The following is a 19,851-nucleotide window of genomic DNA, read 5'->3' as shown; positions in this document are numbered from 1 at the left end:
GTGCAAAATTTATGTGAAAAAAAGAGGAAAAACAACAAAAAGTTTATATGAAAATGTTAAAAAGTATGATATATTAAGTTAAACCAATGAATTAACAAAGGAAGGAGAGTAGGACATGAAAAAGAACAGAAAAGCTATAAATGTTACTGCCGGAATTTTGGCAGCGGCATTAAGCATGGGAATGCCGATGGGGACAATGGGCGTGTTGGCCGAAAACGGGGTTGTCAAAAATGCAGAGACGGTCCTGACAAATTCGTTTACCGGACAATTTGAGAAACGTCCGGACAATGCAGATCTATCCAAGCAGGGCAGTTTGGATTGGGTGCGTTTTGATTCTGTGCAGTTTGGAAATTTTAACAGAAAGGATACGTTGGATCCGCAGATCCTTGATTTAAAATTAATTGGTGCCAGCGGAGATCTGACAGGAAATGCCGAAACAAACTTTACCTATGCAGATGGAACATCCCCGGTGGATGCGCCGGATACATGCAAAGATGCATTGATTTTTACTGGCACCGGAAATGGAATTTCTTTTAAAGTGCCGGGAGGACAGATGAAAAAGTGTCTGGACATTTATACGGGGGCCTGGGCAGCGCAACTATTAGTCACTGTAAAGGTAAACGGGGAGGAAGCCTACCGGACGACCTTTGAGGCGACGGACACAACATCCGGAAGTCCGGCAGAGTATCAGACATTGCGCCTCGACTACAGCACACCGTCCAAAGACGATGAGGTGGAAGTGACGGTGGTTGTCAATCAGGTGTACGATGCAGCATGGGGAAATATGAATATCGGAGCTATCACTCTTGGGACCAGGAGAATAAATGAAGATGCAAGCACAATAGGAGGAACTATTAAAACAGCTCCTGCGGCAGCTGATCTGACAGGAGAAGGAAAACTTGACTGGGTATATTTAAATGATGCAAATTTAAACAATGTAAACAAAAAGAATATCGTATCACATGAAATTACAAATCTTGCACTGACGGATGCTTTAAAAGGAATGACCATGAGTGAAAAGACAAAAACCGGATTTGTATATTCTGACGGCACCAATCCGGCGGAAGAATCCGATGTGCATAAAGCTGCAGTGTTTACGGGAAAAGGTGCGGGACTTTCCTTTGAGGTGCCTGGCAGTGAGGAAGAAAGATACGTCAATATCTATACCGGAGCTTGGGCAGCGGATGCCAAAATTGAAGTTTTGGTAAACGGAAAAGTACAGTATACAGCTGAATATGGAAGTGCCAATACCACGCCGGATACAACGGATTACAGAGTGGTACGTCTGAAATATCAGACGGAGCGGGAGGAAGATACCGTGCAGATCCGTGTGGTGACAGACGAGGTGTACGATGCGTCATGGGGAAATATCAACATCAGCGCAATCACACTTTCCGATGAAAAACCTGTGAATTTGGACGAGACCATCCACACAGACTCCTGGGAGATAGACCACACAGGAGGACAGGTTTGTACATTAAAGACAAAGATAGCAGGAGAGATGTATGAGATCCCGATGCGTCAGGATCAATACAGTGGTTTTACATGGAAATGGAACGGAAAGAAAATCCTTATGACTGCTGCGGACAAAAATGAAAGCGGCAGGATGACATATCAAGGTACTTATAAGGATAATGGCCAGGATTTGACCTTTACGATGAGCTATGATGTAAATGACAAAGACCAGATGGTTGTCAGTGCATCTGTAAAGAACAATCAAAATGAGGAAGTGGATGTGGATACTGCCAGCATTTCGCTTGGATTTGACACATATATGGCATCCTATCCGGAATACAATGACCAGCTTTTTCCGACCATGATGAGATGTGAAAAGACGCATGCATGGGGATATTTTTCCACACCGAGCGGAAGACTTTTGACATTTGCAACAGACAGTCCGGTTGCATCTTACACGATGAATTATGAAAGCGGTGCACACAGGATTTATTCTGCATCCCTGGATGTATTAAAATCCGGGGAACTGCCGGCAAGACACCCTCAGGATATGAATAAGCTTGAGGCAAATGAGGAGAAGACGTGGAATATTTATTTTAAACCAGTGGATACCCTGCATGGATTAAACGAAGTAAAGAGTACGATCGCAGACAATACGCAAATTCCGGTATTTGATGCTGACCGGTATACAGTGGGAGAAGGAGAGAGTACTAAGATTTCCGTGTATTCCGATAAGCCGGTAGAAGAGGTGAAGGTGGACAAGCTGGAAAATGGAAATGCGCCAAATGTCCGATCCAAAGATGGGGAAACAGATACAAAGACAACTGCTTATATCCCGCAGGCAACACTCACAGATCCGCAAGTGAACGGAAACTGCTATACATTTATATTCGATCCAAAAGAAGGAGCAGGTGTCTACAGGCTGACTGTGAACAATGGAGCTTATGAGTCAGAGGCCATGATCACAGAGAGAAATACGTGGAAATGGTACATGCAGAATGCAAAAGAAGCAGCAGTGGATCATCCTGCCAAGGCAGCGGACTGCTGTGAATCCTGGTACGGCTTGTACAGCGCATATCTGGGACAGAAATATTTTCCGAATGAAGAGCAGGATGCAAAGATTGATGCAAATTTTGCCGATGTGTACAGTGTCATCGGATACGATGAGAACGGGGTGCCAAAAAACAATGCTTCAAGAATTCAAAATCACAGCACCACTGTTGGGATTTTGACCGACAAATATGAAGCACAGGGCAATATTGAGGATTTGGAAAAGGCAGTGAAGATCGCGGACTGGCTGATTGACAACAAACAGGATGAGAATGGAGCGTATATCGGGCCGACCGGAGACTATACATCTGTTATTTATCCTGCAAAATCCATCATGGAGCTGATGTATGCAGAAAAAGAGCTTGCCCGATCAGACAGGGAGGATCAGGATGTATGGCAGGCAAGATATGACAGGCATTATGATTCTGTAAAACGGGCCATGGACAATCTGGTAAGACTTGGCGGAGATTTGCATACAGAAGGTCAGATCACGCTGGAGGACGGGGCTGTCGCATGCTCGGCAACTCAGCTTTCCGAGTTCGCCCTGATGCATCCGGAAGGCTCCAAGGATAGGCAGAAATATCAGGATGGAGCGAAACTGTATCTTGATCTGCATGAATCTTTAGAGCAGCGCCTGATACCGGATTCCCGTATGAACGGCGGTTCCTTGAGGTTCTGGGAAGCACAGTATGATACACTTGTGACTGCCAATCCAAACAATATGATGAATTCTCCTCACGGCTGGACTGCTTGGAGTATCTATGCACAGTTCAACATGTATGAACTGACAGGAGACCAGGAATATCTGGAAAGGGGTATGAATGCCCTTGGGTCCTGCGTGCAGCTGATGGGATTTGACGGAAACCTGTACTGGGCATTTATCGCAGACCCACAGATCAAGGCAACACTGTCTGTACAGAAACCTGGGGATACGAGTGAGTACGGGGAAAAGGTGGGCCGACAGGTAACGCTTGGCGAGACATACGTGGATATGATCACGGACTGGTGGAAAACCCCGCAAGGGATGAATGTAGGGGGATATTACGGACAGGGCGGTTCCTGTGACAATGACGTGCACGAAATATTTAAGGCTATGGAAGAACTTGTACTCACAAAAGCATATGTGACAGAAAACGGGGATGGAACATATGAAACTTACAACTGTACGGCAGAAGAAAAAGATGGGAAACTCCTGGTAAAAGCAGACGAAGAGGAACTTACGGACGAGATTATCTTCAATATGGCATCAGACAAAAAAACAGTAAATGTTCAGTATTCGGACAAGACAAGTGTGGAGACGAGTGTGGAAAGTGGAATTTCCCATGTGAAAAAGTCTGATATTCCATCAGAAGAAACTCTTTCCACAGCTGTGTTGGAGTATGCAATCTCACTGACAGAGAATGTGAGCACAGAAGGAGTGATCGCATCCGTAGTCAAAACATACGAAACGGCTTTGGCGAATGCAAAAGATGTTCTTGCAAGAGCGCAGGCTTCGGAAAGTGGTCTGACACAGCAGATCATTGACGATGCATGGAAAGAGCTGATAAAGGCAATGCAGTACCTGTCATTCAAGCAGGGAGACAAGGCAGATCTTGAAAAAGTCATTGCCCTGGCCGAAACCATGGAAAAAAATATAACATCCTATATGGATGAAGGGAAAGAAACGTTCCTGCAAGCATTGCAAGAGGCGAGAGATACCAAGGATAATACGGATGCCATGCAGGAAGAAGTGGACAGTGCATGGAAGAACCTTTTGCAGGCAATGGCAGATCTTCGGTTAAAGCCAAACAAGCAGGCTTTGGAAGAACTGGTGTCAAAGGCCAGCACACTTCGCAGAGTGGATTATGAGGCAGAAAGCTTTACAAAGATGCGCACTGCACTGACTGAGGCACAAGAAGTACTTGCAGATGAGGAAGCAGATCAGAAAGAAGTGGACACTTGCGCGGCTGCTCTGGAAGATGCAGTTGCAAAACTGGAGCGAAAGGAGCCTGTAAAGGACACGGAGAAGGAAACCAAAAAAGCGGATACAGTAGCTGACAAGAAACTCACGGCAGATGCCAGTGCAAACACCAACACAGAAGATGGACCAAAACCAGGTGCCCAGAAATCTGTGAAAACGGGGGACGATAATCCGGTTATGCCTGCTGCTGGACTTTTGGCATCGGCCATGGCAGCAATTGCAGTATTTGGAAGAAAAAAGAAATAATCAATAGTAGAAAATGATGAGAAAGGGAAAGGGCAGGAAAAGCTTTTTCCCTTTTTCCTTTCTATTAGGAAAATCTTTATGTCTCCCTTAAGGATCAAAATAAAGACCAGAGGGGTTCGTTGACAGCCCGGGAAAAAGAAGGTAAGATAAATAAAGTTTTAAAACTTTGTAAGGAGGGACTTAGATGTCAAGGAAACCTGGAATGATCCACATTTACTGTGGAGACGGCAAAGGAAAGACAACAGCAGCGACCGGGCTTGCGGTGCGGGCAGCAGGGAGTGGGATGCACGTGCTGTTTGCCAGATTTTTAAAGACAGAAGATTCCGGTGAGCTTGTTATTTTGGATGATGTGGAAAATATCACAGTCCTTCATATGAAAAAAGCATTTGGGTTTATTTGGAACCTTGATGAAGAAGAAAAAGAAGAGATGAAAGAAATGTACCGGATGCTTTGGAAACAGATTTTGGAGTGTGCAAAAAGCGGGCACTACGAAATGATCGTCATGGATGAGATCATGGCAGCCACAGAAGTCGGTATTCTTACAGAAGGGGAAGTCCTCTCTTTTTTAAAAGAACAAAAAGGCAGGACAGAGCTTGTGCTCACGGGAAGAAATCCGGCCAAAAGCTGGATGGATGAGGCAGACTATATTTCAGATATACAAAAAAAGAAACACCCCTTTGACAGAGGCGTGTTTGCGAGAAAAGGGATTGAATATTAGTGAAAAGGACGCAAAAAAGCGAGGGAATCCTCCTTGTAAGTTTTGGATCCACGGATGAGAAAGCCATGAAAAACACAGTCTTTGCCCTTGAAGAATTTATCTGTCAGGAGTTCCCTTCTTTTTTTGTGCTGTCCGCCATCACAGGGGACAGAGTGAGGAAAATATGGAAAGAACGCAGGGCAGCATGTCTTCCTGATCTTGAAGATGCACTTCATATGATGTACAAAAGAGGGATGGAAAAGGTCTATGTGCTGCCAACATTTCTTGGACAGGGAATGCAGTATGAAAAGATGCAAAAAGCGCTTTTTAGGTGGAAGAAACAGTTTGTCCTCCTGGATTGTGCAAAGCCTTTGCTTGCAGGGGATAAAGCGTGTACATTAACTGCAAAATGTCTGATCGAGGAGAGTGGCATTGGCCAGGATGAGACATTGATCCTTATGGGACATGGGAGGAAAAGCAGTGTGCCCTTAGAATATCATGGACTTTGGAGGGCTCTGGAAAAGCTGTTCCCTTGCCATACAGTGATAGAATTTTTGCAGGATGAAAGGGGGCTTGAAAATGCAGCCAGGAAGGCTTGGGGACTTGGGAGAGAGAAACTGTGTTTGATGCCGCTTTTGTTTTTGGCAGGGTATCATGTAAGGACAGAGATGGCGGGAAAAGAAAATTCCTGGAAGTCTTTTTTGGAAGACAAGGGATTTCTGGTGCGCATAAAAGCCAGGGGGCTTGGAGAAATGATTGGAATACGGAAAATTTTAAAAGCCAATCTTTGTGAGATCATAGAGAAAAGGAACGGGTAGAGAAAGAAGAAAGCAATGAAAAAATTAGTGCGAATTGGCAGCAGGGAGAGCAGGCTTGCGATCGCTCAGGCCGAAGAAGTAAAAAGGACAATTGAAAAATACCATCCGTATATTCACGCCAAGGTCGTGACCATGAAGACAACAGGAGACAGGATCCTGAACCGGAGCCTTGAAAAAGTGGGCGGAAAAGGACTGTTTGTAAAAGAGCTGGACCAGGCGCTAAAACGAGGGGAGATTGATCTTGCGGTGCACAGCCTCAAAGATGTGCCGATGATACTTGAGGACGGTCTTGATATTTTGGCCTACACGAAACGGGAAGATCCAAGAGATGTGCTTCTCTATAAACCTGGGAGGAAACAAATCCCGGAAAAAGGGGTCATCGGTTCAGCGAGCAAACGGAGGATCCTTCAGCTGAAAGAATTGAATCCGTCGTGGAACTTCCGGCTCATCCGGGGAAATGTGGAGACAAGGATCCGTAAACTTGCAGAAGAAGAGTATGATGGAACTGTTTTGGCAGCTGCAGGGCTTTACCGGCTTGGCATCGGAGATTGTATTGGAAGAGTGTTTTCCACAGAGGAAGTGATTCCGGCTGCCGGGCAGGGGATTTTGGCTGTGCAGGGGAGATTGGACGAGGATTACTTCTACTTAAAAGAAGTGGATGACAAGAAGAGCAGATTTGCAGCTCTTGCAGAGAGGGAATTTATCCGTATCCTGGACGGGGGCTGCACCTCCCCGACAGCTGCCTATGCAAAAATAGAAGGGTCATCCCTTTTTATGCAGGGATTGTATTTGGACGAAGAGAGCGGACGTTATGTCAAAGACAACCTTTGTGGAGAAGTTGGTGCGTGCCAGGAGGCAGGAAAAAGGCTGGCAGAAAATTTAAAGAGAAAGTGCAGGGAATGAAATGGAGAAAAAGATGGGGAAGGTATACCTTGTGGGAGCAGGTCCGGGGGACGAAGAACTTTTGAGCGTAAAAGCCAGAAGACTTTTTGAGACAGCAGATGTGTTTGTGTATGATGCTCTTGTGAGTACGGAGATCCTCTCCATGATTCCGGAAGAGAAAAAAGTGATCTATGTGGGAAAACGAAAAGGAAACCATGTAAAGTCTCAGGCGGAGATCCAGGAAATTCTTTTAAAGGAGACAAAAAAAGGAAATACGGTGGTAAGGCTCAAAGGAGGCGATCCATTCGTCTTTGGGAGGGGAGGAGAAGAAGCGCTTGAGCTTGAAAAAGAAGGGGTATCGTTTGAGATCATTCCCGGCGTGACTTCTGCGCTGGCTGCCCTTGCTTATGCGGGAATTCCGGTAACCCACAGAGATTTTGCCTCCTCTTTTTGCGTGGTGACTGCGCATAAGAGAAAAGAAAAAGACGAAGAAATTGATTACGTTTCCCTTGTGCGGATGGGGGGAACGCTTGTCTTTTTAATGGGAGTCAGTGTTTTGGAGGAGATTTTAAACGGACTTCGAATGGCCGGTATGGCACCGGATATGCCTGCCGCTGTAGTGGAAAACGGAACAACATCCACCCAAAGATGCATTCTTTCCACTGTAGAGTCTTTGACAATGGAGGCAAAAAAGGCCAAGATCCATGCCCCGGCTGTGATCGTGGTGGGGAAAGTGTGCAATCTGGCAAAAAAGCTCTCCTGGACAAAGAAACGAAAACTTGGGGGAAAGAAAATTTTGGTGACAAGGCCAAGAAAAAGAAACGAAGGATTGAGCAGCAGACTGCGCTCCCTTGGAGCTCAGGTCATTGAATTTCCGACCATTTCTCTGAATCCCATAGAGGAAAATGAGAAACTGGACCAAGTGTTGCGGACAAAAGAGCAACGGTGGTACGTTTTTACAAGCCCGGAGGGGGTGGAAACCTTTTTTGCATGGCTTGCAGAACGAAAAATGGATATCCGCCATATCTGGAAGACAGAGGATAAGCTTGCGGTCATTGGCTCTGCTACGGCATGCGAATTGAAAAAAAGAGGATTTTTTCCGGATTTGATGCCAAAAGAGTATTATGCGAAAGATTTAGGCGAGTGTCTTGCCAGTGCAGTAAAAGAAGGAGAGCGTGTAGTCCTTCTTCGGGCAAGAGAAGGTTCTGCGGAGATTTTGAAACCTTTAAAGGAAAAAGAGATCCCAATCACAGATATTCCTCTGTACGATACAACTGTGGGAGGAAAGCCATGGCTCATTCGCAAAATAGAGAAAGAATTTCAAACAGGGACTATAGACTGCGTTACCTTTACAAGTGCATCTACAGTGAAAGGATTTGTAAAAAGTTTTCCCGGGCTTGACTATGGAAAGATTCATGCTGTGTGCATTGGGAGGAAAACAAAAGAAGAAGCAGATCGATTTGGATTTTTGTCCGTTTTTGCAAAGGAGGCAAAAATAGACGCTGTCATAGATAGAATTTTGGAAATTTGACAAAACAGAAACACTATAATATGATAAAGCAAAAAAGCAATGAGGGATTGCCATGGGAAAAAAGAAAACGATTCAAAAGATGGTAGATGAAATCGGAAACAATTATAAAATGGAAGAATTATTTTGTGCAAAAAAGGGAAAACCAATGCCAGAGCGGTCCGTTGTGATCGATTTTATCCGGGAGCTCAAAACAGTGATGTTTCCGGGGTATTTCGGAAGAGACACCATGCTGGAGACAGAGGCAGTACACTATGTGGGGTATAAAGTGAATCATCTCTATGATGTACTCAAAGAGCAGGTGAAGATTGCTCTGACGTATGAGGGGACATTAGAAGGCGAGACGTTGGATGGACGCGCAGAGGAAGTATGCGACATCTTTTTTGGCGCACTGCCGGGTGTGCAGAGAACTCTCCTTACGGATATTCAGGCAGGGTTTGACGGAGATCCGGCCGCGCATAGCAAAGAGGAGATCATTTTTTCATATCCTGGACTTTTTGCCATTTATGTATACAGGATCGCACATATTCTTTACAAAGAAAAGATTCCTTTTATTCCAAGAGTGATGTCAGAGTATGCTCACGGGCGAACGGGAATCGACATCAATCCGGGAGCGGAAATCGGAGAATATTTTTTTATTGACCACGGAACGGGTGTGGTGATCGGCGAGACGACGAAAATCGGAGACCATGTCAAACTGTACCAGGGAGTGACGCTTGGAGCTCTCTCCACCCGCGACGGACAGCAGCTTTCCGGAGTGAAACGACACCCGACGATTGAAGATCATGTGACCGTGTATTCCAACTCCAGCGTACTGGGAGGAGAGACTGTCATCGGGGCAAATACGATCATTGGTGGTAATACCTTTATCACCCAGTCCGTTCCGGCAAACACAAAGGTCAGTGCAAAGGCGCCGGAGCTTGTGATCAAGGTTCCAAAGAAACATGCATGGGACTGGGAAGAATAAGAAGGAGGAACAAACATGCAGGGACAGGAAGAGATGGTGACAGAAATCATCTCCTATTATCAGTCTTTAAAAAATCCAAAAGAACAGGAAAATCTTGTCGCCATGCTGCGTGAGATACAGGAGGAGATGGGCTGTGTGCCAAAGGACATTCAAAAGAGGATTTCCAAAGAGTTCGATGTCAAGGAGAGTGTGATCTCCTTTATCATGAAACTGTATCCAAGCCTTCGGGAGGCTGCATACAGGCATAGGATCGTACTCTGTTCCGGAGAGCGGTGTGCAAAGAAAGACGGGGCAGCGCTCATCCGTGCAGTCAAAAAGGAGCTGATGCCGGATGAGGGAGGAATCTCAAAGGATGGTGTGTTTTTGGTGTCGGTCAGAAATTGTCTGAAACATTGCAAAACATCCCCAAACATGCTGGTTGACGGGGAACTGCATACGCACGTAAAAGAGCAGGATATCCCCCGAATTCTTCAAAAATACAGGGCCGAAGGATAATTTCCATCCTTTGGCCTTTTTGTCTGATAATACAACATATAGTAGGAAATCAAAAAAAACACAAGATATGGTAGAAAAAGCATGGCGGATTTGCTATAATAGCAATTGTCAAAAATGAGAATATATTAATAGAAAGAGTGAAGCATATATGAAAGTGATCAAAAGGGATGGTCGTCAGGTGGAATACGACCGCAATAAAATCATCAGTGCCATTCAGAAGGCCAACAATGAAGTAGACAAACTGGATAAAATATCAGAAGAAAAACTGTATGATATCGTGGCATCCATTGAAAACCGAAAACTGGAAAGCATGGCAGTGGAAGATATCCAGGATATCATAGAACAGAAATTGATGGAGGACGGAAAATACAATCTGGCCAAAAAATATATCATCTATCGTTACACGCGTGCGCTTGTGCGCAAATCCAATACAACGGATGATTCCATTTTGCGCCTGATCCGCGGGGAAAATTCAGAGCTTAAGACAGAAAACTCCAATAAAAATTCCACGCTGGCTTCCACACAGCGAGACTATATTGCAGGAGAGGTGTCAAAGGATTTGACAAAGAGGATTCTCCTGCCGGAAAAAATCGTAAAGGCCCATGAACAGGGTGTGATCCATTTCCATGATATGGACTATTTCCTGCAGCCGATCTTTAACTGCTGTCTTGTCAATATCGGGGACATGCTTGACAATGGCACAGTCATGAACGGAAAACTGATCGAATCACCGAAAAGTTTCCACGTTGCATGTACAGTCATGACACAGATTATCGCATCCGTGGCAAGCAGCCAGTACGGAGGACAGTCTGTGGATGTGCGTCATCTTGGAAAATATTTGAGAAGAAGCCGGGAAAAATACTTGGCAAAGTATCGTGCAAAATACAGCGATACCATCAGCGAGGAACTTTTGCAGCAGCTTGCAGATGACAGACTTCAGGATGAACTGCGCTCCGGTGTACAGACAATCCAGTATCAGATCAATACGCTGATGACAACAAATGGACAGTCCCCGTTCGTGACATTGTTCCTGAATCCGGACAAAGACTATGAATATGCAGATGAAGTGGAAATGATCATCCGTGAAATCCTCCGCCAGCGTATAGAGGGGATCAAGAATGAATCCGGAGTGTATGTGACACCGGCATTCCCGAAACTGGTCTATGTGTTAAATGAGGATAATTGCTTAAAAGGCGGAAAATACGATGACCTGACGAGAGTTGCAGTAAAATGTTCTGCAAAGAGAATGTATCCGGATTATATTTCCGCTAAGAAGATGAAAGAAAACTATGAAGGCAATGTATTCTCCCCTATGGGATGCCGCTCTTTCCTTTCTCCATGGAAAGACGAGAACGGAAATTACAAATGGGAAGGAAGATTTAATCAGGGGGTAGTCAGCCTGAATCTTCCACAGGCAGGTATTGTGTCAGGCGGAGACATGGAAAAATTCTGGCAGGTTCTGGACGAAAGACTTTCCCTCTGTTTTGAGGCTTTGATGTGCAGACATAAGGCACTGGAAGGCACCTCTTCCGATGTCAGCCCGGTACATTGGCAGTACGGAGCCATTGCAAGGCTGAAAAAAGGAGAAAAGATCGATAAATATCTTCACGGCGGATATTCAACCTTAAGTCTTGGATATATCGGACTGTATGAGCTTACAAAGATCATGACAGGGGAAAGCCAGACAGGAGAAGAAGGACAGAAATTTGCCCTGAAAGTGATGAGACGTCTGAAAAACGCAACGGATACCTGGAAGGAGACAACAGGACTTGGTTTCGGACTTTACGGAACACCTGCGGAAAGCCTTTGCTATCGTTTTGCAGAGATTGACGGAAAACGTTTCGGGGAGATCAAAGATGTGACAGATAAAGGATATTACACTAATTCCTATCATGTAGATGTAAGAGAGCACATTGACGCATTCGATAAATTTGAATTTGAAAGCCAGTTCCAGACAATCAGTACAGGCGGCTGCATCTCGTACGTGGAGATTCCGAACCTGAACAACAACTTGGAAGCAGTCGAGGAAGTTGTAAAATTCATCTATGACAATATCCAGTATGCGGAGTTTAACACAAAATCCGACTACTGCCAGGTATGTGGCTATGACGGCGAGATTAAGATTAATGACAACTATGAGTGGGAATGCCCGGTCTGCCACAATAAAGATGAATCCCGCATGAATGTCACAAGAAGAACTTGCGGATATCTGGGAGAAAACTTCTGGAATCCTGGAAAGACAAAAGAGATCAAGAGCAGAGTGATGCATTTGTAAAAGGAGTGCCGGACAATGAATTACGCAGATATCAAGCGATGGGACGTTGCAAACGGCCCGGGAATCCGTGTCTCCTTGTTTGTCAGCGGATGTCCTCATGCGTGCAAAGGATGTTTTAATCAGGAGGCCTGGGATTTTTCCTACGGGAAACCTTTTACAGAAGAAACCGAAAACTTTATCCTGAAAGAACTTGGGAAAACCTATTATCACGGAATGACGCTGCTTGGCGGCGAGCCGCTGCACCCGGACAACCAAAAAGGCCTTCTTTCCTTCATAAAGAAAGTAAGGGAGCACTACCCGGAGAAAACAATCTGGTGTTATTCCGGATATATGTGGGAGCCGGAGATTTTAGGCTGGATGTATGAGAATGTTCCGGAGACAAAAGAGCTTTTGGCATGTATTGATGTGCTCGTGGACGGAAGATTTGTGGAAGAAAAGAAACAGCCGGATCTTTTGTTCCGTGGCTCTGCAAATCAAAGACTGATCAATGTGCCACAGTCTTTGCAGCAGGGAAAGACGGTACTGTGGGAACCGGAAGAATATATTCATGTGGAAGTAAAAGAAAATCCAAAGAGCGGTGTGAGCGCAGAATAGAGAATGAAATCAGGGGATGTTATGGTTGAGAGAAAAGCCATGGCATCCCCTAAATATTTGTGGAATAATTAATGAGAAAATGATAGAATAAAAGAAAAAAAGTCTGAATTTAGCAGAAGGGAGTTGAGGAGAATGAAAAAGGAAATAGAACATAAGTGGGAATATGAATGGGAACGCGAAATGGAAATTGAACGTTATCACCCGAAATATGTATCCAAGGAACGTATATTAGTAGAAATTGCAATCGTTTTTGCAGCGCTGATGCTCAATATTTTTTTCGCAGAGGATCGCAGCAGTTATCTGATGATCGCAGGTACGATATTCTTTATCGTGGATGAAATTTCAGAATCATGGATTCATTCGAAAGAAGGCGCTTATATCTGTGCAGCTGCAAGAGTAGGAGGCGTAGCATTTTTCGTGGCGGCAATGTTGGTTTTGAAATTTGCAGATCTCTCATTGAGAGTAGTGGGCGCGATCGTGGTGGCGATTGCAGGCGGATATCGTCTCTATCAATTGTATGGACTGATCAAATTGGGGTATTTCATGCAGGAGAAACAGAAAAGATGACAGATTCATTCCTAAGAGGAGTTGAAAAATATGAGAAAGGAAGTAGAAAGGGATTGGAAATTAGACGTACAAAAAGAGCAGAACCATGATTTTTGCCTGATGGAAAAGAGTGCAAAAACAGACGTAGCAATTGGAGCAGTTGCTCTTATTGCAACAGTGATATATAATCTTTTTTTCTTTGATGGATTTTTATCTTGTTTTTTGATTGTGTATGCTGCAGGTGTAGTGATAGATGGGATTTCCAGAGGTTGGATGCGTATAAAAGCAGGAGCATGTCTTTGTGTGGGAGCAAGGGGAATCGTACTTACTTATAGTGTTATGGTCATGTTGGCAGAGGGTGGAGCTATTCCTATCATACTGACCATGGGTACCGGCAAATGGAGTTATGATTTGTATGGACTGATCAAATTGGGATATTTTACAAAGGAGAAACAGAAAAGATGACAGGAACACATGATTTTTAAGAGGTATGTGATCGGAGCAAATCCGTTTGCATACCTCTTTTTCTTGCACTTTTTTCAAAAAGAGTTCCGTTTTTTACAAAAACAGTGAAAAAGAAGCCGCTTTTTGACAAGTAAATTGTTTGTGATATATGTATAATAACATTATAAAAAAAAGAGAAATATTATGGAAAGTGCGCATTTTGTGGAGGGTGATGAAAAAATAAGAAAGGAAAAGCAAAATACAAAAAAAGGAAAATTTTTACAAGAGAAGGAGAGGTTTTTTATGAAAGGAAAGTTAAAGAAAGTCATAAGTTCCATTGCACTTGCCAGCATGGTCTTGACCCAGCTTTCACCGGTGGTGCCGGCAAATGCGAAAGAACAAAAGGCAGAAACCGGCAGCGCGTATGCATGGGTCAACTATGATAAACAGCTGGAATTTCCGGCAGAGGACACAAACATATCTGCAAGCAGCACACAGAGTGGATATGGGGCAGAGCGCATGCTGGACAAAAATATGGACACCAGATGGGAGGCATCCTGGGGAAATGCACCGGAATGGGTTGATATCATTTTAAGTACAAAGGACAATGAGCCGGAATACTTTACCGGATTTCAGTATGTCTCAAGGATGGACAACAATATTGCGGGAACGATGTCAAAATATAAAGTGTACATAAGTGAAGACGGAACATCTTATGAAGAAACTCCTTTCATGGAAGGAGAGGTTGTACAAAAACTTGACACATTTTATTTTTTATTTGAGGAACCTGTAAAGGCGAAAGCAGTGAAGATCGTGACAGATGCAACTGCAGTTTCAGAAATGCGTCTGTTGTATGTGCCGTCCACAAAAGCAGATTATGACAGCTTGAAGGCAGAGGCCTATGCGTTAAGAGAAGAGGCCGGTGGAAAGGCAGGAGAAGATATCGGCCTTTGGAGGATGGAGTCTCTGAACACCTTTGACGAAGGAATGGAAGTTGTAGAAAGCCAGGGAGAACCGGATACAAAAGAGGAGCTGGCGGACGTAAATCGACAGATTGTAGAGCTTACCAGTGATCTGAAACGTGCCCAGCTTGCATCCACTTTGGAACTGAACCAGAAACTGCGTGTGGCGGAAAATCTGTTACATGCAGCAGTCGTTGGAGATCAGCCGATGATGTACGATCAGGAGGATGTGGATGCTTTCCGGAATATTGTGAATAAAGTAAAAGAGACGGCGGACAATGGCGCGGCCGGGACAGGATCGGTTTTGGATGCAGAAAAAATGCTGGAAGACGGCAGATTTGTATTTCTTCAGTCTCAGAAAAAACCGGATATTACATATACAGGAACTGCAAGCACGCCTCTCTCCTATATCATGGATCAATTGACGGAGAGTCATTTCCAGGGAAAAGGGACAGGAGAAGACATCTATCTGGAACTGGATTACAATGGAGAGCTGGAGTTTGAATCCCTTACATTCCAGACATGGTGGGCGACCGGACAGAATATCAGCCGGATATCCGTGGACTGCAAAAACAAAGATGGCGAATGGGTACCGGTGGATAACGGAAAAGAATATACGATGGCCTGGACGACCAATACGAATGTATCAGAGTCACAGACAGTGACCTTTGACAACTCAGTGAAAGGTACAGCTCTTCGCATTCATATCCTTGCTGCATCCGCATTCTATGTGATCGATGAACTTACGGTTGGGACAACAGTAAGCGAAGAGGATATGCAGATCTTCCTGGATAGGGAGGCACTGACCATGGCGGAAGGAGAGACAGCCAAATTAAATGCGACTGTTTTACCGGAATATGCATCCAATAAAAATGTAATTTTTACTTCCTCCAATGAAGAAGTGCTGAAAGTGGAGAAAGATGGAACTTTGATAGTTGTAGGACTTCCTTCCGGTTCAGAGAAGGAAACCGTTGTGGTCACAGCTACGACAGAGTATGGTAATAAAAGTGCAAGCTGCACGGTAACTGTTGTGCCAAAGATGGCAGATGAAGAAGAAAAGCAGGATACCTCCATAAGGCTGAAAAATGCATGGAAACTTGCAGATGCGGCCAAGGAAGAAGACTACAAAGATGGAGCGATACAGGAATTCAAGGGCAAGCTTGAAAAGATAGGAGAAACACTTGAACAAGAAGTGACGGTTGGAGAGATCAGTGAGTTAAATGAGGAAATCCACAGTGCGGAAACAAAATTTGAGGAGGCATCGATCATTCCAATTCGGGAGACGAAAAATCTCATTGACAGGATTACCGGTGAGGGCAGCAGTGAAAACTTTATCATTGAAACAATCCCGGCAGATGAGGAGACCGGAAGGGACGTCTATGAAGTGGATTGGGATGCAAAGGAAAAGAAACCAGTGCTTCGCGGAAACGATGGGGTGTCTCTTGCAACTGCGTACAATTATTATCTGAAATACTATGCATATCTGGATTTCCCGTATGTAGGAGAGTGCAGCCTTACATTGCCGAAGACACTGCCGGAGGTGGAAGAACCGGTGCGCATCGTGTTCCCGTATGAGTACAGACATTATTTTAATGAAAACTGTGAGTACAAATACACAGTGGATTTATATGGGGAAGAAGAGTGGCAGCATCGTATTGACTGGATGGCAATGAACGGGTTCAATATGTTCCTTATAGATCTGGGAGAACATGCGATCTGGTACAATGCAAAAGAGGAATTGGGACTGAATGATGCCGCAATAGAGGAGCTGCAGCATTACAGCAGTGGCACAGAGCAGTATTATGGAAAATATGAAATTTCCCTGGATGCAATAAAGAAAGAGGGAGAACTTGCAAAGAAAGTTGTGGATATGGCATTTAAAGCAGGAATGGAGCCGGAAATCCGTCCGTTTGTGGGACAGGTTCCATTTATGTTCCCGGATCAGCATGAAGACTATTATGGCAGCACTTCCAAGGCAAAAATGACTATTTCTCTGGATGGTTCTTTGTTTGACGGTATGTTTTTATACTCCGCGGCTAGATGGATCAATCTTCCTCAGGGAGTATTTATCAGCCCGGAGGTAGCCGCGGCAGATGCGGACAAGGCAGATGAGATGAAAGAGAAATTCGTTCAGATTTCAGATATCTACTACGCATCTTTAATGGAAGTATTGGGATACGATGAATGGGGACGCACACCGGCATATGCATACAAAGATCTGGTAGGAGAACAGGGCTTTGTCGTACAGCATGAAGCGTTTCCGCAGAAAGTTATCGGTGAGATGAATGACCAGCTCATGAAACTGAATCCGGATGCTATCTGGCTGCAGACATCCTGGAGATATCAAAGTTGGCTTCCGCAGTATTACGATGAAGGCCATTTGATGTTCGTGGATTTGAGTGCAGAAAATCGTCCGAAGTGGAATACAAACAATGAATTTGGCGGCACGCCGTGGCTTTGGTCCATGTTATTCAATTTTGGAGGGAACTCCGGAATAGAAGGTGATCTTACAGGAGTGGCAGCGGATGTTCTGGATGCAAAAGAGAATAGCCAGTACATGAGAGGGGTTTCCATCAGCCCGGAAGGCGGGGATACGAACCCGGCTCTCTACGCCATGATGGCAGAGATGACATGGCGAAGTGAGGCGCCGGACATGGAAAAATGGATACAGGATTATGTAAAACGAAGATATGGCGTGGAAAATTACGAGGCTGCAAAGGAAGAGATTGATGGAGCATGGAAGACGTTGTGCGGCACAGCCTACAAAGACTTTGTCGGCTATGACGGACCGGCACAGACACTTGTAAATGCATATCCAAAACTTTCCGGTTCCATTGCAAGAGTGTATGGAAGTAATGCAAAATTGTACGAGACACAGGATTTCCTTCCAGCCTGGGAATATATGTTAAAGGCAGCAGAAAAGATGGAGGAGCCGACCGAACAGTTTTTGTATGATTTGGTGGATATCACACGCCAGGCATTGGCGGATATTTCCGGGGAGGTATACACCAGTATCAAACCTGCATTTGACGCTCAGGACAAAGAAGAGGCAATGCGCTATGCAGACTGGATGATCAGGATTTGTGAAGATTTGGATGAGATTCTTGCAACAAACAAAAACTTTATGATCGGAACAAGACTGGAAGGAGCAAAAGGAAGAGGTGTGACAGAGTCTGACAAGGAATTCTATGAGCAGGTGGAACGTACTTTTCTGACATACTGGGTGCTGGATGATCCAAATCAGGCGAGCCTTACTGATTACTGCAACAGACATCTGTCCGGCTTGATGACCGATTACTATGGTATGCGCTGGGAAGTGTTCGCAAAATATCTGGAGCAGGCACTGGATGAAGACATGACGGCGTCGGAGTTTAATGATAAAATGTCTTCGCTTATTGAAGAGGAGATCAAAGAAAACGAAGTGGCATGGTCAAAAGACCACACAAAGTATCCGACAAAAACACAGGGAGATGCTGTAGAGATCAGCAAAAAACTGTTTGAAGAGTATCAGCCATTGATTAAAGAATTGTATGGTGCAAGCGATGACTCTAAAGATCTTCCTTTGGAGGGAATGACAGCAACAGCCGGAAATGAGCAGGCAGCATCCGGAACGGAAGGACCAGCATACAATGTACTGGATGGCAATACGAGTACGATCTGGCATACAGACTGGAACGGAAGTGAAAGGGATGTGCAGTGGATCGACATTTCCCTTGGAAAAGAGCAGATTGTGGATGGACTTCGCTATTTGCCAAGACAAGGCGGGGGAGTCAATGGAATCGTGACAGCTTATGAAATTTATATCAGTGACGATAATGGACAGACTTATACAAAAGTGGCAGAAGGTACATGGAAACAAAACAGCCTTTGGAAGGCGGCATCTTTTGATGCTGTGAAAGCGACAAACGTGAAACTTCAGGTTGTAGATGCGGCATCTGACAAGGATCAACTGTTTGCATCAGCAGCCGAAATCCGCATCACCAAAGGAGAACTAACGCCTCAGGAGCCGATTTCCACAGATATTCTTGAATATACACTGGAACTTGCGGAAAAAGCAGACACTACAGGCGTGATAGAATCTGTTGTAAAGAAATTTGAGGAGACAAAGACAAACGCACAGGAAATCCTTGATGCAGCAAAAGCTGGAGATGAATCTGTTACCCAGGAGATGGTGGACAATGCATGGAAAGAACTGATCCATGTCATGCAGTATCTCTCTTTTAAACAGGGAGATAAGACGGATCTTGCAAAAGTCATTGCACTGGCAGATGAGATGAACAAAAACCTGGATTCCTATCTGGAGGAAGGAAAAGACGGATTTGTGAAAGCGCTCGATGCTGCAAAAACAGTGCAGGAAGACGGTGATGCAATGCAGGAGGATGTCAACAATGCATGGAAAGAGCTTCTGACAGCCATGGCAGGACTTCAGAAGATTCCTGACAAGACAGCTTTGGAAGAACTTTTGAAACAGGCAGAAGAGCTTGATGAGGCTGATTACGAGGCAGTAAGTTTTGCAGCTTTTAAAGCAGCATATGCAGAAGCAAAAGCAGTTTATGAAAATGAGCAGGCTACCAAAACCCAGGTAAGTGCAGCAACAGAAAGCCTTGAAGAGGCGATTGCAAAATTGACACCTGCAAAAGGTATAGATAAAGATACTGTGGCAAATGCAGGAAGTATCCAAACAGGGTCTGACGATAAGAGAACAGCCACAGATAAAAATGGTAAAGTTACACAAAATGCAGTAGATACAGCAGCAAAATCTGCGAAGACAGGAGATGAGACAAATACAGCCTTGCCAATGGCAGCGGGAGTCTTTGCAGCAGTGGCAGCAGCGTTTGTGTGGAAAAAGAGAAGATAAAACAAAAGGAGAAGAGAGGAGCCAGTCAGAGAAATCTGATTGGTCCTCTCTTTTTACTCTATAGGAACGTTTTA

Annotated in this window: 12 protein-coding genes; all 12 read left to right on the top strand. The window is 44.6% G+C overall.

What is annotated here, in order from left to right:
* Positions 1 to 115: 115 nt before the first annotated feature.
* Entirely contained in the window at positions 116 to 4,711 is a 4,596-nt protein-coding gene (locus tag B5F18_RS06355) for an FIVAR domain-containing protein (RefSeq protein WP_087156837.1), read from the top strand.
* Between the two features lie 184 nt (positions 4,712 to 4,895).
* On the top strand, positions 4,896 to 5,429 hold the full coding sequence (locus B5F18_RS06350) for a cob(I)yrinic acid a,c-diamide adenosyltransferase (RefSeq protein WP_242955815.1): 534 nt from the start codon (positions 4,896 to 4,898) through the stop codon (positions 5,427 to 5,429).
* Positions 5,429 to 6,226: a sirohydrochlorin cobaltochelatase gene (locus B5F18_RS06345; RefSeq protein ID WP_087156836.1), complete on the top strand. Its 798-nt coding sequence runs from the start codon at positions 5,429 to 5,431 to the stop codon at positions 6,224 to 6,226. The genes B5F18_RS06350 and B5F18_RS06345 overlap by 1 nt, the downstream gene beginning before the upstream one ends.
* Before the next feature lie 15 nt (positions 6,227 to 6,241).
* Positions 6,242 to 7,129 carry a hydroxymethylbilane synthase gene (gene hemC, locus B5F18_RS06340; RefSeq protein WP_087156835.1) on the top strand — a complete coding sequence of 296 codons (888 nt, stop codon included), beginning with the start codon at positions 6,242 to 6,244 and terminating at the stop codon, positions 7,127 to 7,129.
* Between the two features lies 1 nt (position 7,130).
* Entirely contained in the window at positions 7,131 to 8,639 is a 1,509-nt protein-coding gene (cobA, locus tag B5F18_RS06335; protein WP_087156834.1) for a uroporphyrinogen-III C-methyltransferase, read from the top strand.
* Between the two features lie 52 nt (positions 8,640 to 8,691).
* Complete coding sequence (epsC, locus tag B5F18_RS06330) at positions 8,692 to 9,603, top strand: serine O-acetyltransferase EpsC (RefSeq protein ID WP_087156833.1); 912 nt, start codon at positions 8,692 to 8,694, stop codon at positions 9,601 to 9,603.
* Positions 9,604 to 9,618: 15 nt separating this feature from the next.
* Entirely contained in the window at positions 9,619 to 10,098 is a 480-nt protein-coding gene (locus B5F18_RS06325) for an NADH-quinone oxidoreductase subunit NuoE family protein (RefSeq protein WP_087156832.1), read from the top strand.
* A 148-nt stretch (positions 10,099 to 10,246) separates the two neighbouring features.
* Complete coding sequence (gene nrdD / locus B5F18_RS06320) at positions 10,247 to 12,373, top strand: anaerobic ribonucleoside-triphosphate reductase (RefSeq protein WP_087156831.1); 2,127 nt, start codon at positions 10,247 to 10,249, stop codon at positions 12,371 to 12,373.
* 15 nt (positions 12,374 to 12,388) lie between these two features.
* Positions 12,389 to 12,967, top strand: coding sequence for an anaerobic ribonucleoside-triphosphate reductase activating protein (gene nrdG, locus B5F18_RS06315; protein WP_087156830.1), 579 nt, complete (start codon positions 12,389 to 12,391; stop codon positions 12,965 to 12,967).
* A gap of 132 nt (positions 12,968 to 13,099) precedes the next feature.
* Positions 13,100 to 13,534 carry a hypothetical protein gene (locus B5F18_RS06310; RefSeq protein ID WP_087156829.1) on the top strand — a complete coding sequence of 145 codons (435 nt, stop codon included), beginning with the start codon at positions 13,100 to 13,102 and terminating at the stop codon, positions 13,532 to 13,534.
* 30 nt (positions 13,535 to 13,564) lie between these two features.
* A complete protein-coding gene (locus B5F18_RS06305) occupies positions 13,565 to 13,978 on the top strand; it encodes a hypothetical protein (RefSeq protein ID WP_087156828.1) in 414 nt (137 codons plus the stop codon).
* Positions 13,979 to 14,260: 282 nt separating this feature from the next.
* On the top strand, positions 14,261 to 19,777 hold the full coding sequence (locus tag B5F18_RS06300) for an alpha-N-acetylglucosaminidase C-terminal domain-containing protein (protein ID WP_162607551.1): 5,517 nt from the start codon (positions 14,261 to 14,263) through the stop codon (positions 19,775 to 19,777).
* Positions 19,778 to 19,851 lie beyond the last annotated feature (74 nt).

Origin of the sequence: Lachnoclostridium sp. An181, assembly GCF_002160325.1 — a bacterium.
Taxonomy (GTDB): Bacteria; Bacillota; Clostridia; order Lachnospirales; family Lachnospiraceae; genus An181.
This window is presented reverse-complemented; position numbering and strand designations above follow the sequence as displayed.